This window comes from Cupriavidus plantarum (assembly GCF_905397285.1).
Taxonomy (GTDB): Bacteria; Pseudomonadota; Gammaproteobacteria; order Burkholderiales; family Burkholderiaceae; genus Cupriavidus; species Cupriavidus plantarum.
Genome location: NZ_CAJPUX010000002.1, coordinates 542444 through 561245, shown reverse-complemented (window position 1 = coordinate 561245; position 18802 = coordinate 542444). Strand labels below are relative to the sequence as shown.

Below are 18802 nucleotides of genomic sequence, written 5' to 3'. Positions count from 1 at the left end.
CACACTTCCGGCCAATGCGGCGCCGTGTCGCATGGCGCCGCTTCTTGCGGCCTTCTATCCTTGCGGACGAGCCCATAAGAATCAGGACGACGGCACGCCGCCCGCGCACGTCGTCCGGCCGCAAGGAAGTCAATGAAACGAGAGAGAGCCTGGCGCCGCCTGTCGGTGCTGCCAGCCGCCGCGCTGACGGGAATCGCCGCCGCGCAAACCACCCCGCCATCACCCGTATCGTCCGCATCGCCTGCCGACGTCCATGTCCTGCCGGCCGTGACGGCCACGGCCAACGGCGTCGGCTCGCTGACCGCGCCGGGTATCGCGCGCCAGCGCGAGTCCCTGTTCCAGTCGGCAGGATCGGTCGGCTTTGTCGATGCCGCGTCGTACAGCGACACCTACGCGAGCAACCTGCGCGACGTCCTGAAGGATGCGCCCGGCGTGTACGTCGAGGAACGCTATGGCCAGGAACTACGGCTGTCGATCCGCGGCTCGGGCATCGCCCGCGGCTTTCATGCACGCGGGCTCGACCTGCTGCAGGACGGCGTGCCGACCAATTTCGCGGACGGCAGCGGCGACTACTACCAGATCGATCCGCTCGGCCTTGCCGCGGCGGAGATCTACAAGGGCGGCAATGGCCTCGCCTATGGCAGCACGACGCTTGGCGGCGCGATCAACTTCACCACGCCGACCGCATTGACTGCCGATGCGCCGAACATGGTGCGTGTGGACGGCGGCAGCTTCGGCACTGCCCGCGCCAGCGCACAGGTTTCGCGCCAGATCGGCGCGTTCGACTTTCTGGCCAACCTGACCGTCAATCACTCGGAGGGCTATCGCAGCCACGAGCGCGGGCAATACGAGCAGCTCAACGCGAACTTCGGTTATCGCTTCAGTCCCGCCGTGGAGACGCGCTTCTATTTCGGCGCGTATATCGTCGATCAGTTGCTGCCCGGATCGCTGACGCTCGATCAGGCGCTGCACAATCCGCGTATGGCATCGGCCAGTGCGCTGGCTGGCGATCAGGCGCGCAATACGCGCACCGAACGGCTTGCCAATGTCACGACCGTCAAGCTCGACAACGGGCAGTTCGATGTCTCCACGTGGGTGGTGCACAAGAGCCTGTATCACCCGATCTTCCAGGTCATCGACCAGGACTCGTGGACGTACGGCTTTGCGCCGCGCTACACCGGAGACTTCCACGTCGGCGGCTTGCGCAACCGGATCATCGCCGGGGCGCGGTTCTTTGGCGGCACCAACGATGCGCGGCAGTACGTCAACGTGAGCGGCGACCGCGGCGCGCAGACGCTCAACTCGCGGCAGGATGCCTACAACTACGAGGCCTACCTCGAGGACCGTCTGTATGTGGTGCCCACCGTCGCGTTGATGGCCGGCGCCAAGGCGTACCGGAGCCGGCGCGATTACACGGACTTCGGCGGCCTGCCGGCGAGCCCGACGGCGAAGTCGGCCGCCACGACGTATAGCGGCGTGAATCCGAAGTTCGGCGTGCTGTGGGAACCCGTGAAGAATGTGCAGGCGTTCGTCGATATCACGCGCAGTGCGGATGTGCCCGACTTCTCGGACCTGAACCAGACCATCGGCACCACGAACCGTTTCGTGCCGCTTGCGCAGCAGCGCGGCTGGACGGTGGAGGCGGGATCGCGGGGGCAGACGGACCGGTTCGGCTGGGACGTGACGCTGTATCGCTCGCTCGTGCGCGATCAGCTGCTGCAGTACACGGTGAGTCCGGACGTGCCGGCGTCGACGTTCAATGCCAACAAGACGGTGCTGCAGGGCGTGGAACTCGGTGCGAGCGCGGACGTGTGGCACGACATCGTCGGCAAGGGCGACAAGTTCACGGTCTCGCAACTGTGGAACTTCAGCGACTTCCGGTTCGATAACGATCCGGTCTATGGCAACAACCGCATCGCCGGCGTGCCGCGGCACGTTCTGCGCACGACGCTGGCGTACAGCCGGCATCAGCGGCTCCGGATCGCGGGAACGATCGACTGGGTACCAAGCGGGTCGTACATCGACTACGCGAACACGCAGCAGGTGCCCGCTTACGTGCTGTTCGGCGTCCAGGCCAGCTACGAACTCGAGGGCCGCGCGCGCGGGGTGACGCTGTTCGTGGATGCGCGCAATCTGTCGAACCGTCGCTATATCAGCGACGTGAGCACGGTGGCCGATCTGCGCACGGCGACGAACACCGCGCTGTTCTATCCCGGCAACGGCCGGGCGGTGTACGCGGGCGTGAAGTACAAGTTCTGAGGACGTGCAGGACGGGGCCCGGGCCGGGGGAGAGGGCCCCCGTTGACCCAAAGGGGGGCGAAGCCCCCCCTCTTCCGCGCTCAATTCACTCGCTGCACTGCCGGCGGCATCCAGTCCCCATCCACCAACGCCTGATCCGGCCAATACGCGCGGAGCATCAGGTTGAACGCGTCCGGCGGCGCCGGCAGCCAGTTGGCCTGCTGCCCGGCGTCCGACGGCCGGTCGTACTGGATGTAGATGTCCAGCGACCCATCGCGGTTATAGCGCAGGCGGTCCCGGCTGCCGATCGAATAGCGGTTGATCGGATTGCTCACGAACACCTGCTGGCTGTTGTAGAGCGACAAGGACCAGAACGCCTTCACCGGCGGCAGCTGGCTCTTGTCGAAGTGGAGCACATACCGGCTGCCGCCATCGAACGGCCGCCCCGTCGCATCCGCCCGCGCCGTCGGGTAGACCGCGTCTTCGGGAAGATTCACATCGGGCCCCATCATCGCCAGCGTGGCGCGCGCGAGGTAGTTGGTGCCGTAGCCGCCAGGCTCGTGCCACACGCGCCAGCCGGTATCCCCTGCCTCGGCCTTCTTGACCTGCGCCGCGATCCCCGTCAGCGCCGCCGTCGCCCCCTCCTGCACCGCCCGCGCGGTGGAGGGTTCCAGCACCGTGGTCTTGAACGGCTCGCCCGGCACGATGCCCATGCGCGTCATTTTCTCGACCATCGGCGCATCCGCGGCAGCCGGCGGATTCGCGGGCAGCAGCGCCGCCAGGCGGCTGAAAAACACCTGCGCATCCATCGCCGCCACCTGCTCCGCAGGCGACGACTCGGTATCGATCATCGTGGCGCGCGGCGCCGCGGGAGCGGGCGCGACACGGCCACCCTTCTGCCACACAGACAACGGCACCAGACGATACTGGTCCTGCAAACGATGCACGGCACCCAGATCCTGCCGGCCGTTGACCTGCGTCCGCCCGACGATCCATACCATCGATGTCGGCGAACGAATCTCCTTCACACCCTTGGGCAATGTGCCCTTCCACTCCGGCCCGACGATCGCGAACGCGCCACGGCGCGTGCCCGTCGTGCGCTTGCCCGGCGACGCAATGACATTGGTCCATGCGTCGAGCATCGGCATCAGATAGAAGCGGCCGGCGGTGTCCGGTAACGACAGCACGATGGGCTCGCGCGACAGATCGAGCCACGCCGTCGAGTACAGCGTGTCGGCATTGGGCGTGACGACATCGGTGAACGCGCCATCGAAGAACGTGCGGCGATGGCTGAACGTATTGATCGGTGTCTTGACCGTCATGATCTCGCGCGTGACATCCATCAGCACGAGCGGATAGCCAAACGTGAAGACCTCCGACGACAGCGACTTCATGGCCTGATCGGAGGGCGGCTGCACGACGGCGGCGTCGACGGGCGCCGGTGCCGGCGTGGTCGAGCATGCGGAGAGGAGGACGACGAGCGCGACCGCGCTCGCCAGCTGGCGTATCGAAGGATTCATGACCCCGTTTCCCTTAACTCGGGCGGCCTTCCGGAAACCTGCGGCGCAGCGGCCGTGTCGCCTCGGAGGCGCATCTGTATTCCCGACGAATGATGTCTTCCGGTCCAGTCAGTGTCAATGACCCGAACGACCGATTTATGGGGAAACGAACATACCTGTGGCGGCTGAATCCCACGGGAAAAAATCGGAGGCGGAAATAACAAAAGCCCGGAGCAGGCTCCGGGCTTTCGCTTTCTACATAGGTGGCGCGGCTGGCAGGATTCGAACCCACGACCCCTTGGTTCGTAGCCAAGTACTCTATCCAACTGAGCTACAGCCGCACGCGAGGGCGCAATTGTATCGCAGTTTCGAATTTGCGCAAGCCCTTGCGCGCAACAATTTCACTCGCCATCGCTTCATCATCGCCTCACCATCGATATCGCGCGCCGATGGTCGCGCTCGGGCGGCTTCCCGCCTTCGCCTTGAACCACACCTTGAGGCCCGTGACCGTGTTGCCATGCGCGCCGACATTGAACGAGAACAGCCCGCGCAGCAGATCGGTATCGATGCGCGTGCCATTGATATTGATGACCTTCGCGCGATTGTCCTGCCACCAGTCCGCCTCGACGAACGGATAGACGCCCGACACCCGCGTGGGCCGCGACCCATAGAGCCGCACCGCGAGCCCCGTCGCGCTGACTTCCGACTGCGGGTCCATGAACGAGGGCATCACGCCCTGCGATGACCGGTGCGCCACCTCGAGCCGCGGCTGGATCGTGACGCCGCTCGTGCGTGGCAGCTCGGCATCGAGCGCGAGCGCCAGGGCACGGATGCGGCTGTCCGCGAAGCCCGTCGCGGTGGTGACATCGTCGAGGTGGATCGACGCGCGGCGGGACGAAGTCGGGGTCGCGTAGTCGACCTCGATCGCGTGATGCGATAACGGCGGCGGGCCGAACGAGGCCAGCGTCATGACCTCGGCTATGGGTACGGGGTCGGGTGCGGGTGCCGGTGCGGATACGGGTGCGGGCTCGGCCGGCACGTCGGCCGCGGCGGTGTACAGCGATTCCGCGTACTCGGCATGCGACAGCGCGCTCAGCATCAGCGCGAGCAGGCAGCAACCATGCAGGAAATATCGGAGGCGGATATCCGCGGCAACACAGCGCGCCCCGCCGGGACAGTGCCCGGCGCCCCTCTCTCTCGCATGCGGCAGCATGGTCATGGCAACCACCTCGCCGGGCGTTACCGTGCCCGATCGCTTTGAGCATAGGCCAGCGATCGAACCGCAATATGCCGCGAATGTGGGGTGCCGCGCAGGGGAGCGAGGACTTCCCTTTCTGGGCGTAGGAATGAAAAAGCCCTGCTCGAAGAGCAGGGCTTTCAAATTGGTGCCCAGAAGAGGACTCGGTCACCCGTGCGCGACCCCGGGCAGCGCTTGCAAGCGCTGCCTTTTCGAGTCCTCGCGGGAAGTCCTCAGGACTTCCCTTTCTGGGCGTAGGAATGAAAAAGCCCTGCTCGAAGAGCAGGGCTTTCAAATTGGTGCCCAGAAGAGGACTCGAACCTCCACAGTGTTGCCACCGCTAGGACCTGAACCTAGTGCGTCTACCAATTCCGCCATCTGGGCTTCGTCGCGCTGACTTGTTGCGTTGTCTGCGAAGCGAAGAACGCAATTATGCTGACCTGACAGCGCCCTGTCAACACCCCTCGCGAAAAATCTTCAGCCGCGCCGCAAGCGGAAGTCGACATCGGCAGGACGCCCCGGCAAATCGAGGGTCGCCGTCGCCGCCGGCGTCCGTGCCACGATCTTGCCGGCGCGCATCACGAGCAAGCGCGTCGCGCGCAAGCGCAGCGCTTCCACCGGATCCCCCGCCTGCAGCAGCACCAGATCCGCGCGGCAGCCCGGTGCGATGCCATAGCCCTCGAGACCGAGAATGCGCGCGGGGGTTTCCGTTACCGCGGTGAAGCACGCGCGCATCGCGTCCTGCCCCGTCATCTGTCCCACATGCAGCCCCATGTGCGCGACCTCGAGCATGTCGCCCGTGCCAAGGCTATACCAGGGATCCATCACGCAGTCGTGGCCGAACGCTACCGGCACGCCAGCCGCGAGCAATTCGGGCACGCGCGTCATGCCGCGCCGCTTGGGATAGGTATCGTGGCGCCCCTGCAGCGTGATGTTGATGAGCGGATTCGCGATCGCCGCGACGCCGGCCTCGCGCATCAGCGGCAGCAGCTTGGACACGTAGTAGTTGTCCATCGAATGCATCGACGTCAGGTGCGAACCCGTGACGCGTCCCTGCAAACCGAGCCGCACCGTCTCGCTGGCAAGCGTCTCGATATGGCGCGACAAGGGATCGTCGCTTTCATCGCAATGCATGTCCACACGCAGCCCACGCGCGGCCGCCTCCTCGCACAGCAGCGCGACGGACGCCGCCCCGTCCGCCATCGTGCGCTCGAAATGCGGAATGCCGCCCACCACATCCACGCCCATGTCGAGCGCGCGGCGGAGATTGTCGAGCGCGCCCGGTGCACGCAGCACCCCGTCCTGCGGAAACGCCACCAGTTGCAGGTCGAGGTACGGTTTCACGCGCTCGCGCACGTGCAGCAGCGCCTCGACGGCCAGCAACCGCGGGTCGCAGACATCGACGTGCGAGCGGATGGCCAGCAGGCCCTTGGCCACCGCCCAGTCGCAATAGGCCAGCGCGCGCTCCACGAGCGCCTCCTGCGTGAGCATCGGCTTGAGCTCGCCCCAGAGCGCGATGCCCTCGAGCAGCGTGCCGGACTGGTTCACGCGCGGCAGACCGAACGAGAGCGTCGAGTCCATATGGAAATGCGCATCGACGAACGGCGGCGTGACCAGCTGGCCGGCTGCATCGATCTCGTCGGCGGCCTGCGCGGCAAGGCGCGGTTCCACGGCGGCGATCTTGCCGTCCTGGATGGCGATATCGACGTCCTTGCGGCCGTCGGGCAGCGTGCAATGACGCAGGATCAGATCGAACATGATGTGTGGGGGAATCGAATAATGTTTGATGGACTCAGCGTTCGCCCTTGCGATACGGCTTCATCAGCGCCTGCGGATACGCCGCGCGCCGCGCGACCAGCACCAGCGCGAGGATCGACAGCAGGTATGGCAGCATCAGGTAGAACTGATAGGGCAACGCGGGCAGCCCGGGCAGGCTCGCGCCGCCCTGCTGCAGGCGCAGCTGCAGCGCGTCGAACGCGGCAAACAGCAGCGCACCCAGCAGCGCGCGGCCCGGCCGCCACGACGCGAACACCACGAGTGCCACGCAGATCCAGCCGCGGCCGTTGACCATGTTGAAGAAGAACGCGTTGAAGGCCGACGTCGTCAGAAACGCGCCGCCCACCGCCATCAGCGCCGAACCGGCCATGATCGCGCCGATGCGCATGGCGCCGACACGAATGCCCTGCCCTTCGGCCGCGGCGGGATTCTCGCCTACCATGCGGACGGCGAGCCCGAGCGGCGTGCGATAGAGCAGCCATGCGAGCACCGGCGCGAGCAGCAATGCCACCAGCGTGAGCGAGGTCTCCGCGCCGAGGATAGGGCCGAGCACGGGGCCGATGACCGGAATGTCCGCGAGCCACGTCATCGGCGCGAACGGCGTGATCGTCGGCGGCGTCGAGACCGACGCGAAGCCCAGGCGATACGCGTAGTAGGACAGGCTCGTGGCCAGCATCGTTACGCCAAGCCCCGCCACGTGCTGCGACAAGGCAAGCGACACGGTGAGCACGCCATGCAGAAGGCCGAACAGCAGCCCCACGCCCGCGGCCACCGCCACGCCGCCCCAGAGCGGCGCGCCGTGGTACACCGCCAGCCAGCCCGAGAACGCGCCGGCCACCATGATGCCCTCGATGCCGAGGTTCAGGACGCCCGCGCGCTCGCACAGCAGCACGCCGAGCGTGCCAAAGATCAGCGGTGTGCCCACGCGCAGCACGGCCACCCAGAACGGGGCGCCGGAGAGGATATCGAGCAGTTCCATCAGTCGGCCCTCCCGATACGATCGAAGCGAATCCGGTAACGCGCGAGCATCGTCGCCACCAGCATGGAGATGAGGGCCACCGCGACGATCACGTCGGCGATGGTGTTCGGCACGTTCACCGCGCGGCTCATGCCGTCCGCACCCACGAGGATGCCGGCCACGAAGATCGCGGCGGCCACCACGCCAAGCGGATGCAGGCCGGCCAGCATGGCGATGACCACGCCCGCGTAGCCATAGCCCGGCGAGATATCGAGCGTCAGATAGCCCGTGCGGCCGGCCACCTCGACCACGCCCGCGAGGCCCGCGAGCGCGCCGGACAGCAGCGCCGCCAGCACGGTCACGCGCGCGACGGGCATGCCGGCGAAGGCGGCCGCGCGCGCGTTGGCGCCCACGGCGCGCATCTGCAGGCCAAACACCGTGAAGCGGTTGATCGCCCAAACCACCACGGCCAGCAGGACCGCGCCGATCAGGCCGCTATGAACGCGCGACCGCTCCATCAGGCGCGACAGCTCGAGCTCCGGCACCAGCGCCACCGATTGCGGCCAGCCCATCGCGAGCGGATCCTTCATCGGGCCGTCGAGCATCATGGACACCAGCAGCAGCACGATGAAGTTGAGCAACAGCGTGGTCACCACCTCGTCCACGCCGAGCCGCAGCTTGAGCATGGCGGGGACCAGCAGCAGCAGCGCCCCGGCGATCATCCCCGCCACCACCATCGCGGCGAACAGCACCCAGACCTGCGCGGTCTCCGGCAGCGAAGCCACCCAGGCGGGCATGCCGCCGTCGACCTGCCCGCCGATCGCCACGGCCGCCAGCGCGCCCAGATAGAGCTGCCCTTCGGCACCGATGTTGAACAGGCGCGTGCGAAACGCCACCGCGACGGCGAGACCCGTCAGCATGAGCGGCGTGGCGCGCGTCAGTGTCTCCGACCACGCGAAGCGCGAGCCGAAGCCGCCTTCGAGCAGCAGCAGATAGGCGCGTCCCACGGGCGCTCCGGCCCACGCGACCAGCAGCGCGCAAACGGCCAGCGTCACGACAATGGCGCCAAACGGCGCGCCAAACAGCGCGAGCCGCGATACGGAAGTCCGAGCCTCAAGCCGCATGAATGGCCTCCATGCGGTCGGTGGCCCGTTGGCCTTGCCCCTCGCCCGCCATGGCGAGGCCGAGCGACGCCAGCGTCCAGCTTTCCGTCGGGCACGCATCGGTCAGGTGGCCGCTGTGGATAACCGCCACGCGATCCGCCAGCGCGCGGAGTTCGTCGAGGTCTTCGGAGATCAGCAGGACCGCCGCGCCCTGCGCCGCCGCTTCCAGCAACTGGCGCCGCACGTAGGCGACCGCCCCGATGTCGAGGCCCCACGTGGGCTGGCTTGCCACCACCAGGCGCGGCGCCTGTTCGCCGCGCACCGACAGTGCGCGGCCGAGAATCAGTTTTTGCATGTTGCCGCCGGAGAGGTTGCGCGCGGCCACTTCCGCGCCGCCACCGCGTACGTCGAAGCGGCTGATGAGATCGCGCGTGAATGCGCGCGCGGCGCCGCGGCGAATCACGCCGCCGCGCACGAAAGACGGGTTGCCAAGCTGCTCGGCAATCGCGTTCTCCCACAGCGAGAGATCGCCGACCGTGCCTTGCGCGTGGCGATCTTCCGGGATCCGTGCCACGCCGGCCGCGATCCATTTCCGCGGCACGGCGGCCAGCGGCTGGCCGCCGATCGTCACGCTGCCGCGGGAGGGTGTCGCGATGCCGCTCATCAGTTCGGCCAGCGCCACCTGCCCGTTGCCGGACACGCCGGCGATGCCGACGATTTCCCCCGCATGCAGGGTCAGCGATACATCGGTGAGCGGGCCATGGCCATCGCCGGCCGCCACGCTGACGCGGTCGAGCATCGCCACGGGTTCGCCGATCGCGCGGCTGGTGTCGCGCACGGGCATCTCCACGCGGCGGCCCACCATGCGCTCGGCGAGCTCGGCCTTGCTGGTATCGGCGGTGGCGCCCGTGGACACCAGCTTGCCACCGCGCAGCACCGCCACGCGATGCGACACCCGCATGACCTCGTCGAGCTTGTGGCTGATAAACACGACAGACAGGCCGTCCGCGATCAGCTGCGCGAGCGTGCCGAACAGGCTGTCCACCTCCTGCGGCGTCAGCACGGCGGTCGGCTCGTCAAGAATCAGGACGCGGGCGCCGCGATACAGCGCCTTGATGATCTCCACGCGCTGACGTTCGCCCACGGACAGCGCGCCCACGCGAGCGCCCGGGTCCACGGCGAGTCCGAAGCGCGTGGCGATCTCCTGAACGCGTGCGCGCGCGGCGCCGCGCTGCTGCCGCCAGCGCCACAACGGCTCCGTGCCGATCACGATATTGTCCAGCACCGACAGATTGTCGGCGAGCGTGAAGTGCTGATGAACCATGCCGACCCCCGCCGCCAGCGCGGCGCGCGGCTGACCCGGAGGCAACGGCTGCCCATCGATCTCGACGGTCCCGGCATCGGCCACGTAATGGCCGAACAGGATATTGACGAGCGTACTCTTGCCGGCGCCATTCTCGCCCAGCAAGGCGAGCACCTCGCCACGATGCAGCGCGAGCGAGATATCGTCGTTGGCGACCAGACTGCCGAAGCGTTTGGTGATACCGGTCAGACGCAAGACCGGCGGTGGGGAATTCGACATCGTTTATTCAGGAAATGGAGGGTCCCTCTCACGGGGAGAGGGACAACAACAGGCAACCCGCGATTTTACGGCGTCGACTTGGGTTCCGTCTCCACAACCTTCACCGCGAACTTGCCGTCGAGGATCGCCTTCTCCTTGGCCTTGACCTTGGCCACCAGGTCAGCCGGCACCTTGCCCTCGAACGTGCCCAGCGGCGCGAGCTCCGCGCCCTTGTACTTCATCAGCGAGTACTGGCCATAGTCCTCGTTCTTGAACTGGCCCGCCTTGACCTTTGCCAGCGCGGCGGCCACGGTCGGCTCCATGTTCCAGAGCGCGGAGGCCACCACGGTGTTCGGGTATTGCGGCTGCGTGTTGATCACGTTGCCGATGGCCAGCTTGTTGCGCTCCTTGGCCGCATCCGACACGCCAAACCGCTCGGCATAGAGAATGTCCGCGCCCTTGTCGATCATCGCAAAGGCCGCTTCCTTGGCCTTGGGCGGATCGAACCACGAGCCGATAAAGCTCACCGTGAACTTGACCTTGGGGTTGACCTCTCGCGCGCCTTCCATGAAGGCATGCATCAGGCGATTGACCTCGGGAATCGCGTAGCCGCCCACCATGCCGATATGGTTGGTCTTGGTCATGCCGCCCGCGATCATGCCCGTCAGGTACGACGGCTCCTGAATGTAGTTGTCGAACACCGAGAAGTTCGGCGCCTGCGGCTTGCCCGACGAGCCCATCAGGAACGCGGTCTTCGGATAGTCCTTGGCGACCTTGCGCGCCGCCGATTCCACGGCGAACGATTCGCCGAGGATCAGCGCCGAGCCCTGCTCCGCATACTGCCGCAGCACGCGCTCGTAGTCGGCGTTGGACACGCTTTCGGAAAACACATAATCGATCTCGCCACGCGCCTTCGCTTCGTTGAGCGCCTTGTGGATACGCGAGACCCACTGCTGCTCCACGGGTACCGTGTACACCGCCGCCACCTTGACCTTGGCCTGCGCATGCGCGGCAGGCGCGGTGCCCATCGCCACGGCCGCCGTGCCGGCCATGGCCAGCGCGATCACCAGACGGCGCTGTCGGCGCACGAATTCCACCCGTTCAGTCTTCATGACTTCTTTCCCCTTTTTCTCTCGTTGGACTGCGTTGATAACTTGTGATGGCGCGATTCGGTTGACCCGCCATATCACTCGATGCCGCACCCACGCAGCAACAACGCGACCAGATGTTCGGTCGCATCGTCGAACGTGCGCGCATCGAGCTCGGCCAACCCGAGCACCGCGCAGACCTGCGCCTCGAAATCGGCATAGGTCTGGGTCGCGGCCCAGATTGTAAAGAACAGATGGTGCGGGTCCACCGCCGCCATCTGCCCGCTCGCAATCCATTGCTGAATGACGACCGCCTTGCGCGCGACAAGCTCGCGCAACGCCTCGCGCAGCACGCCGCCGATCTCCGGCGCGCCGTGGAGCAACTCGTTGGCGAACACGCGCGAGGCATCCGGATGGCTCTCCGAAAGCCGCATCTTGGCGCGGATGTACTGCTCCAGCGCCATGCGCGGCCCATGATCCGCGGTGATGATATCGGTCTCGGCGAGCCACAGCTGCAGCGTGTGCGCGAGCACCGCGCGATACAACGCCTGCTTGGTGCGAAAGTAATAGTGGAGGTTCGACTTCGGCACCCCCGCGCGCAGCGCGATCTCCGCCATGGTCGCTCCCGCGAACCCCGCGCGGGCGAACACGTGTTCCGCCGCGCGCATGATCAGGGCTTCGTTCTCCTGCCGGATGCGACCGCCGGTCTCGCGCGCCGCGTCGGGTGCCGCGGGCATGCTCACGGTATTGCTCATCGGGTAATGCTCATTGGGAAATGCTCATCTGGTCCCGCTCATTTCGTCCCATAAAGCCTGTCGCCGGCATCGCCGAGCCCCGGCACGATATAGCCGTGCTCGTTGAGCGTCTCGTCGATGGCCGCCGTGACGATCAGCACGTCCGGATGCGCGGCCTGCAGCGCGCGCAGCCCCTGCCGCGAGGCGATCAGGCAGACGTACTTGAGGGCCGTGACGCCGGCCTCCTTGAGCCGGTTGAGCGCCGCGATGGCCGAATTGCCCGTGGCGAGCATCGGATCGACCACGATCACGAGCCGCTCTCCGATGTCTTCGGGCATCTTGAAGTAGTACTCGATGGGCTCGAGCGTCTCCGGGTCGCGGTAGAGACCGATGTGCCCGACGCGCGCGGCCGGCAACAGTTCCAGCATGCCGTCCAGGAAACCATTGCCCGCGCGCAGGATGGAGACGAGGCACAGCTTCTTGCCCGACAGCATCGGCGACTGCATCGGCGCAATCGGCGTGCGGATGGACACCGATTCCATGGCGAGGTCGCGCGTGGCCTCGTACGTCAGCAGCTGGCTGATCTCCCGCACGAGGCGCCGGAAGTTGTCCGTCGTGGTCTCTTCGCTGCGGACCAGCGTGACCTTGTGCTGCACCAGCGGATGATTGACGACCAGCACCGATGGCGACAACGCGCTCGCGGTCGTTTCGGCAAAGGCTTCCACTGCCGTGGGCACGGCTGACAGGTCGTTCATGGTGCGCTCCTCAGGGTCGAATCGCTGGACAATCACAGGGCCATCGTTCAGAACACGGTGCCGTCGCTCTGGATCGCGAACGGCGGCGGCCCGCCCTCGCGCCGTTGCGCGGCAATGCGCCGGCCCGCCGCCCACGTGCCGCCTTCCAGCACGCGCGCGAGCGGAAAGTCCGCCTCGCTAAGGCCCAGCGCCTCCCGCACGCCATCGGCCACGAGGTCGAGTCCGGTCACCGTCAGCGCGCGCCACTCCACGATCACGGGTTCATCGACGGTATGCATGCCCGCGGCAAACGCGGGGTCGCGCGGCTTCATGAGTTCGAAGTCGAAGAGCAGGCCGCCGTTGCGATACTCCGGCAGGCCTGTCAGCGCATCGAGGCCCGTCACCGTGAGGCCGCCGTCCTCGAGCGGTTCGATCAGCGAGTACGTGAGCCACTGCGTCAGCTTGTGAAGCGGCACGAGGCCGCCGGGCGCGGCCTGATGCTGCCAGCAGTCGCCGAGCGAAATGCCCTCCACGACGATGCGGCCCGGCCAGACCGGACCGAGCGCGACCAGCAGCGTGCGCAGCACGAAGCTTGCCTCCACACGGCCCTCGCGCGCGTGGCCGGCGATGTAGTCGAACAGATTGCCGAGCCGCGCGGGCGTGCCGAAGACCGCCGGCGTCGCCTGCACGACCTCGCCGAGCCGGCGCAGCAAACCCGCCCGTCCTTCGAGGCCGACGATCGGATTGTGCTGGGCCACCTGGAAGGCGTTGGCGATGGTCGATGCATCGATGCGCATCAGCCGTTCGCCATCGGCACGCAGCGGATCGCCGTGCTCGGCCGAGAAACCGCCGCGCGCGAACAGGTCGAAGCTCGCCACGCCGAGCCCTTCGGAGCGCGTCAGGTTGATGTCGCTCGCGGGATCGCGATAGCGCCAGTCGGGTCCCGCGCCCGCGTCGAGCAGTACGCTAGGAATGACGAGGTCGATGCCGATGCGCGCGCGTTCCGCGCAATGATCGGCGCCCGACAGCCCCGCGCGTTCGCACAGGATCTGCCAGCGATCGACCTTCTCGCCGGGCGCGCCCGCCTCGAAATGCCGCCAGCGGCTGTGATAGGGCACCTTCAGGTCGGGATAGCGCCGGCGGATCGTCGTGGCGACGTAGTCCGCGATCGCGTGGACGCGGTCGGGATGCCACGTGAACAACGACGACTCGCCGGCCGCCACGTATTCGGTCACCGTGGCGCAATGCGTGCGCACGGCTTCGGCGGTCAGCAACGGACTGGCCGGATGATCGGGCGGCACGGGGCTGTGCCATCCGCTGCCGGTACCTGTGTCATGTCCGTTTTCTGGACGCTCGGGAAATTCGTTCATTCGTTCAACCCCCTGCCCTTCGCAAGAGCGAGTTCGTTGGCATCGGGCGGCGCGTAATGCGTGAAATAGCCAGCAGCCACCTTCGCGTCGATCTCCACGCGCGCGTCCGCGGGAATCAGCGCCTCGGGAATCGCCACCTGCTCCACCACTTCGATGCCCTGCGCCGTCAGCGCGCCATGTTTCATGTTGCTCATCGAGGCCCAGCGGTCGATCCGCCGGATGCCGAGCCAATGGAACACGTCGGGCATCAATTCCTGGAAGCGCATGTCCTGCACGCCCGCCACACATTCGGTCCGCGCGAAGTAGGTCTCCGCGCGATCGCCGCCCACCTGGCGCTTGCGGGCGTTGTAGACCAGGAACTTGGTCACCTCGCCCAGCGCGCGCCCTTCCTTCCGGTTATAGACCACCAGGCCGACTCCGCCCTGCTGCGCCATCTCGATACAGACTTCGATGCCATGCGCGAGGTAAGGTCTGCACGTACAGATATCGGAGCCGAAGACATCCGAGCCATTGCATTCGTCGTGCACGCGGCAGGCCACGCGCGTGTCGTCCTGTCCGAGCTTCGCGATATCGCCGAAGAAATACAGCGTCATGCCGCCGATCGGTGGCAGGAACACTTTCAGGTCCGGCCGCGTCACGAGTTCGGGGAACATGCCGCCCGTCTGCTCGAACAGGCTGCGGCGCAGCACGCTCTCCTTGATGTGGAAGCGCTCGGCGATGCCGGGGAGGTACCACACCGGATCGATCGCGGCCTTCGTCACGCGCACGTCGCCGTTCGGGAAAAGGATCTCGCCATCGGGCGAGAGCCGTCCGGCGGCGATCGCGGCGGTGAGTTCGGGCATGTTGATATGCGCGCGCGTCACGGCGATCGTCGGACGGATATCGACACCGGCCGCGATGCGGTCCTCGAACGCGGTGGAGACCAGATGCCCCCATGGGTCGAGCGACACGATCTTGCCGGGGTCGCCCCATTGCGGATGCGGGCCGATGGCTTCGGCCGGCGCGGTGTCGGTGAGGTCGGGGCGATGCGCGCGCTGCAGGTTGCCGGCGGCCACGGCCAGTGCGCGGTAGATCGCGTAGGCGCCCGCGTGGGTGCCGATCACATTGCGCTGCGCCGGGTCGGTGACGCTCGCGATCACGGGGCCGCGCTCGACGGCGGTCGGCGCCCCCCAGTGGATCGCCTCGGCCGGCTTGTCGCGCCGTGCATGCGAGGTCAGGACGATGTGATCGGACATGGCACCCTCACTGGAATCCTGACCAAATGGTCAGGTTTACGATTCCATACTAGGCAACCTTCATGCCATCCACCAATGGGGTTTAACGAGTGTGCGCGGCGGGCAACGGTATTCGTCCGCACCGTCGGCGTGCCCGCCGCACCAGAACAACGCGCGGCATGACCCGCGATGGGACGCCGCCGCGTCTAGATTTCCGTCCTGGGAGACGCCGAGGACGCCGGGGACGCTTCGCCGCGCGACAACGGCGCCTTCCCGAGCGCCTTCCACAGTCCCTTCCAGTGCGCCGCGAACTGGCCCGCGAGATCCCGGCTCTCCACGTGACGGTAGAACAGCGCCCCCGCAACATTGCTCGCCCCCCACGCCAACACCATGCCCAGCGCGTTGAGCACGGGCTGCCCCGGCGCTACATGATGGACGAACGCATTCACCATCAGGCAGACGGGGAAATGGACGAGGAACACGGAGTACGAGATCTTGCCGAAGTACGCCGTCATGCGACCGCGCGGCCAGTTTTCGAGCCAGCCGCCGCGCCGCGCGATCGCCAGCACGAGCGCCGTGGCCAGCGCCACGGCGATGCGCAGCCGGAAATCCACGGCCAGCGCCGCCACACCGACGGCCGCGAGCGCGACCAGCGCGCGCGAGGAACGCGACTTGTCCGAGGCCCAGAACGCGAGCGAACCGGCACCGTAGGCGCCGAAGAAATAGATCGCCCAGACGTCCCACGCGGCGTCGCGGTTGAACCAGAACAGCGAGGCCACGGCGAGCGCGGCGACCAGCGGCATGCCCCACGGACGCTCGTCGAAGACTGCCGAGCCCGCGCGCGCCACCCACAGGGCGGCCATCAGCAGCGCGAACAACTGCAGGTCGATGGCCACGTACCAGACGCCCGCGGACAGCGCATCGACGTCCAGCACGCTATGGAGCAACAGCAGGTGAGCGAGGAACTGCTTGACATGCGGCGCGGCGGGAATCGAGTCGTGCACCATCCAGCCGCGGGCGACCGCGGCACCGGCAATGCTGACCACGATTGCCGCCGCATACGGCACCACGAGCTTGCGATAGCGGCGCCAGACGGTGGCGACCGGATTCGGCACGACGAGGTGCCCGCCCGGCGCCAGGCTCCGCGCGGCGAGGAATCCGCTGATGACGAGGAAGACCTGCACGGCGATCCGCGCATAGTCCGCCAGCCAGTCGATCACGCCGGGGGCGAGAGAATGGGCCGCATCGGACATGGGGCCATAGAACGACAGATGGTGCAGCACGATCAGCTGGGAACTGACCGCCTTGAGGGCGTCGATGCACGCCATCCGCGACGGACGGGAGCTCATTGTTATAGGGTGACGGCGGAGTTACGCGAAGGGCAGCATTCTACCTTGTGGTGCGTGGCCTGTCCGAAGCGGTGCATACCGCGCATTATCGGAGAACGGCGATTACCATTCGTCACACGGATTATCACAATAGTGCACTCCAACAATCGGAGTCATCCATGAGACATTCCCATCCAAAGGCCCGTCCGCTCGTTCTTTCCTTCCTCCTCACGGCGGCTGGCGCGTTGAGCATGTCCCCCGTCACCGCGGCCAACGACAACAGCGAAGTCTCCGTGAAAGGCGTCATCCGGCCATCCGCCTGCCGTATCGCCATTTCGGAAGACGGCAAGGTGAACTACGGCACCATTTCCGCGACCGCCGTCTCGCGGAGCTCGGCCGGGTTCGCGCCCGGCCAGCGCGAGGTCTTGCTGACTGTCCATTGCGAGCTCGGGACACGCGTGGGCGTCGCCATCCGCGATAACCGCGCCGGCAGCCGGGCGGACATCGCCGGCATCAACCCCTACGGCTTCGGGCTTGGCATGTTCGACGAATTCAAGCTCGGCGCCTACACCGTGACGCCCGCCGCCACCGCCACGACCGAGACAGGCGAGGCCCAGCTGCTGATCTCCGAGGACAACGGCGTCAATTGGGCGCCCAGCACGCTGCGGATGATACGCGCGGACGGGGTCGCGATGTTCAGCTGGGCCGAGCCGGGCACCACCACACCCGCGGCACGGCGCCAGTTCCAGACGTCGCTGCGCGTGGACGCCTATCTGCCGAAGGCGGACGCGCTCCCCTCGCTGGATCAATCGATCGAGCTGGATGGGTCGTCGACGCTGTCGCTGATCTACCTCTGACCGAGCGTCAGCCGACGCCTCTGCCGGCGCTTCACCGATCTGGCGGGTCGATTTCCATCGCCGTCACGTCCACGCGCTGGAGCCGGTTGTTCTGCCGGATCTCTGTGCGGAGGACAAACGCTTCGGACGGACAGTACCAGTCGGTGACGTTCAGCAGGCTCGGTTCGACCTGCATGAACTCGTCGCCGACCTGGAGCGGACCGAGCGAGGTCCGCTTTTCGTACGTGATGGGCAGGCATTCCTTACGCCCCATCACGGTATCGATCATCTGCTTGCGCCCGACGTGACGAGACCCCACCAGCACCGTGGCGTAGAGCGCCTGGATCGACCCGACGACCTCGTCCTTCGCGATGGGGTAGATCTTCAGGGAGACGCTAGACCGGAACGTCTCGCCCTCGAGCATCATGCCTTCCCGGATATCGAGCCCCGCGTAATTGAATACGCCGCTCCCCCGGAACGCCGCCTCCCCGTAGACGCGCGCGTACTTCGCCCGCGCGTTGATCACCGCGTTGCGGCTATCGATGCTCGTCTTGCTCGTGGCGCTGCGGCGGTCGATGTTGATCTCGTGCATCTGGTTGGTGTCCACCGGCGGCCCCTTGAGCGCCGCCAGCGCCGACTTTGACCGGACTTCGAGCTGCGCGCTGCAGCCCGTCTCCCAGCGCATGACCTCGCGCAGGATCATCGTGATGGACATCGGCATGTCCCCGTCGCCCTCCATCTGCACGCGCGAGCCCGACCGGAACCACGGCGCCTCGCACAGCGCGGCGCCCGCCGGCATCGGCGAGGCGGTCAGAGGCTGCGTCGCCGACTGGACGATGGCGGCGGCGTCCCCCGCGGTCGTCTGCGCAACCGCGGGCCCGGCCAGCAGGCCGAAGGTCATGGCCAACGTCGGGGCCAACGTCAGCACGGGGGCGGCGACGCGATGTTTTTGTGCTTTATTATTCACTTTAATCGACGATCCGGCGAATCTTAAGGCTTGCTTAATCTGCACCCGTCAGTATTGCGCGAAATCGCCGCCAAAGGTTCATCGGCACCGGGCGATTCGCAGTGCGGGGATGCGCTCGTGCTAACATTGCGCGCCCGTACGCCATGGCGTCCCCGAGGG

At 66.8% G+C, this 18802-nt stretch carries 15 protein-coding genes and 2 tRNA genes; 2 read left to right on the top strand and 15 right to left on the bottom strand.

Annotated features, from left to right (window positions below; all coding sequences use genetic code 11):
• Positions 1-132: 132 nt before the first annotated feature.
• Entirely contained in the window at positions 133-2259 is a 2127-nt protein-coding gene (locus KHP16_RS11235; protein ID WP_211960193.1) for a TonB-dependent receptor family protein, read from the top strand.
• An 80-nt stretch (positions 2260-2339) separates the two neighbouring features.
• Here KHP16_RS11235 and KHP16_RS11230 read toward each other — a convergent pair whose 3' ends face one another.
• From KHP16_RS11230 to KHP16_RS11165, 14 genes are all read right to left on the bottom strand, one after another.
• Positions 2340-3758 (bottom strand): DUF1254 domain-containing protein, encoded by a 1419-nt coding sequence (locus KHP16_RS11230; protein ID WP_121491571.1) that lies wholly within the window; start codon positions 3756-3758, stop codon positions 2340-2342.
• 243 nt (positions 3759-4001) lie between these two features.
• Positions 4002-4078 (bottom strand) — tRNA-Arg (locus KHP16_RS11225).
• 86 nt (positions 4079-4164) lie between these two features.
• On the bottom strand, positions 4165-4956 hold the full coding sequence (locus KHP16_RS11220; RefSeq protein WP_211960192.1) for a hypothetical protein: 792 nt from the start codon (positions 4954-4956) through the stop codon (positions 4165-4167).
• A 315-nt stretch (positions 4957-5271) separates the two neighbouring features.
• Positions 5272-5358 (bottom strand) — tRNA-Leu (locus tag KHP16_RS11215).
• Between the two features lie 93 nt (positions 5359-5451).
• A complete protein-coding gene (locus tag KHP16_RS11210; RefSeq protein ID WP_109583270.1) occupies positions 5452-6732 on the bottom strand; it encodes an amidohydrolase family protein in 1281 nt (426 codons plus the stop codon).
• 34 nt (positions 6733-6766) lie between these two features.
• Complete coding sequence (locus KHP16_RS11205; RefSeq protein WP_179593836.1) at positions 6767-7729, bottom strand: ABC transporter permease; 963 nt, start codon at positions 7727-7729, stop codon at positions 6767-6769.
• Complete coding sequence (locus KHP16_RS11200; protein WP_211960191.1) at positions 7729-8832, bottom strand: ABC transporter permease; 1104 nt, start codon at positions 8830-8832, stop codon at positions 7729-7731. Before KHP16_RS11200 ends, KHP16_RS11205 begins: the two co-directional genes overlap by 1 nt.
• On the bottom strand, positions 8822-10393 hold the full coding sequence (locus KHP16_RS11195) for an ABC transporter ATP-binding protein (RefSeq protein ID WP_211960190.1): 1572 nt from the start codon (positions 10391-10393) through the stop codon (positions 8822-8824). The genes KHP16_RS11200 and KHP16_RS11195 overlap by 11 nt, the downstream gene beginning before the upstream one ends.
• Positions 10394-10458: 65 nt before the next feature.
• A complete protein-coding gene (locus KHP16_RS11190) occupies positions 10459-11424 on the bottom strand; it encodes a BMP family protein (RefSeq protein WP_375153806.1) in 966 nt (321 codons plus the stop codon).
• A 134-nt stretch (positions 11425-11558) separates the two neighbouring features.
• Positions 11559-12215: a TetR/AcrR family transcriptional regulator gene (locus KHP16_RS11185; protein WP_109583274.1), complete on the bottom strand. Its 657-nt coding sequence runs from the start codon at positions 12213-12215 to the stop codon at positions 11559-11561.
• 38 nt (positions 12216-12253) lie between these two features.
• Positions 12254-12949: a uracil phosphoribosyltransferase gene (upp, locus tag KHP16_RS11180; RefSeq protein ID WP_109583275.1), complete on the bottom strand. Its 696-nt coding sequence runs from the start codon at positions 12947-12949 to the stop codon at positions 12254-12256.
• A 47-nt stretch (positions 12950-12996) separates the two neighbouring features.
• Positions 12997-14298: a URC4/urg3 family protein gene (locus tag KHP16_RS11175; RefSeq protein WP_211960189.1), complete on the bottom strand. Its 1302-nt coding sequence runs from the start codon at positions 14296-14298 to the stop codon at positions 12997-12999.
• Complete coding sequence (locus KHP16_RS11170) at positions 14295-15533, bottom strand: GTP cyclohydrolase II (RefSeq protein ID WP_109583277.1); 1239 nt, start codon at positions 15531-15533, stop codon at positions 14295-14297. Before KHP16_RS11170 ends, KHP16_RS11175 begins: the two co-directional genes overlap by 4 nt.
• A gap of 185 nt (positions 15534-15718) precedes the next feature.
• Positions 15719-16861 carry an acyltransferase family protein gene (locus tag KHP16_RS11165; RefSeq protein WP_211960188.1) on the bottom strand — a complete coding sequence of 381 codons (1143 nt, stop codon included), beginning with the start codon at positions 16859-16861 and terminating at the stop codon, positions 15719-15721.
• Positions 16862-17091: 230 nt separating this feature from the next.
• Between KHP16_RS11165 and KHP16_RS11160 the strand changes: the two genes are divergently transcribed.
• The gene (locus KHP16_RS11160; protein WP_167468430.1) at positions 17092-17697 is read left to right on the top strand and encodes a DUF1120 domain-containing protein; all 606 of its coding nucleotides are present in this window, start codon (positions 17092-17094) and stop codon (positions 17695-17697) included.
• Between the two features lie 31 nt (positions 17698-17728).
• Here KHP16_RS11160 and KHP16_RS11155 read toward each other — a convergent pair whose 3' ends face one another.
• The gene (locus tag KHP16_RS11155) at positions 17729-18643 is read right to left on the bottom strand and encodes a hypothetical protein (protein WP_211960187.1); all 915 of its coding nucleotides are present in this window, start codon (positions 18641-18643) and stop codon (positions 17729-17731) included.
• Positions 18644-18802 lie beyond the last annotated feature (159 nt).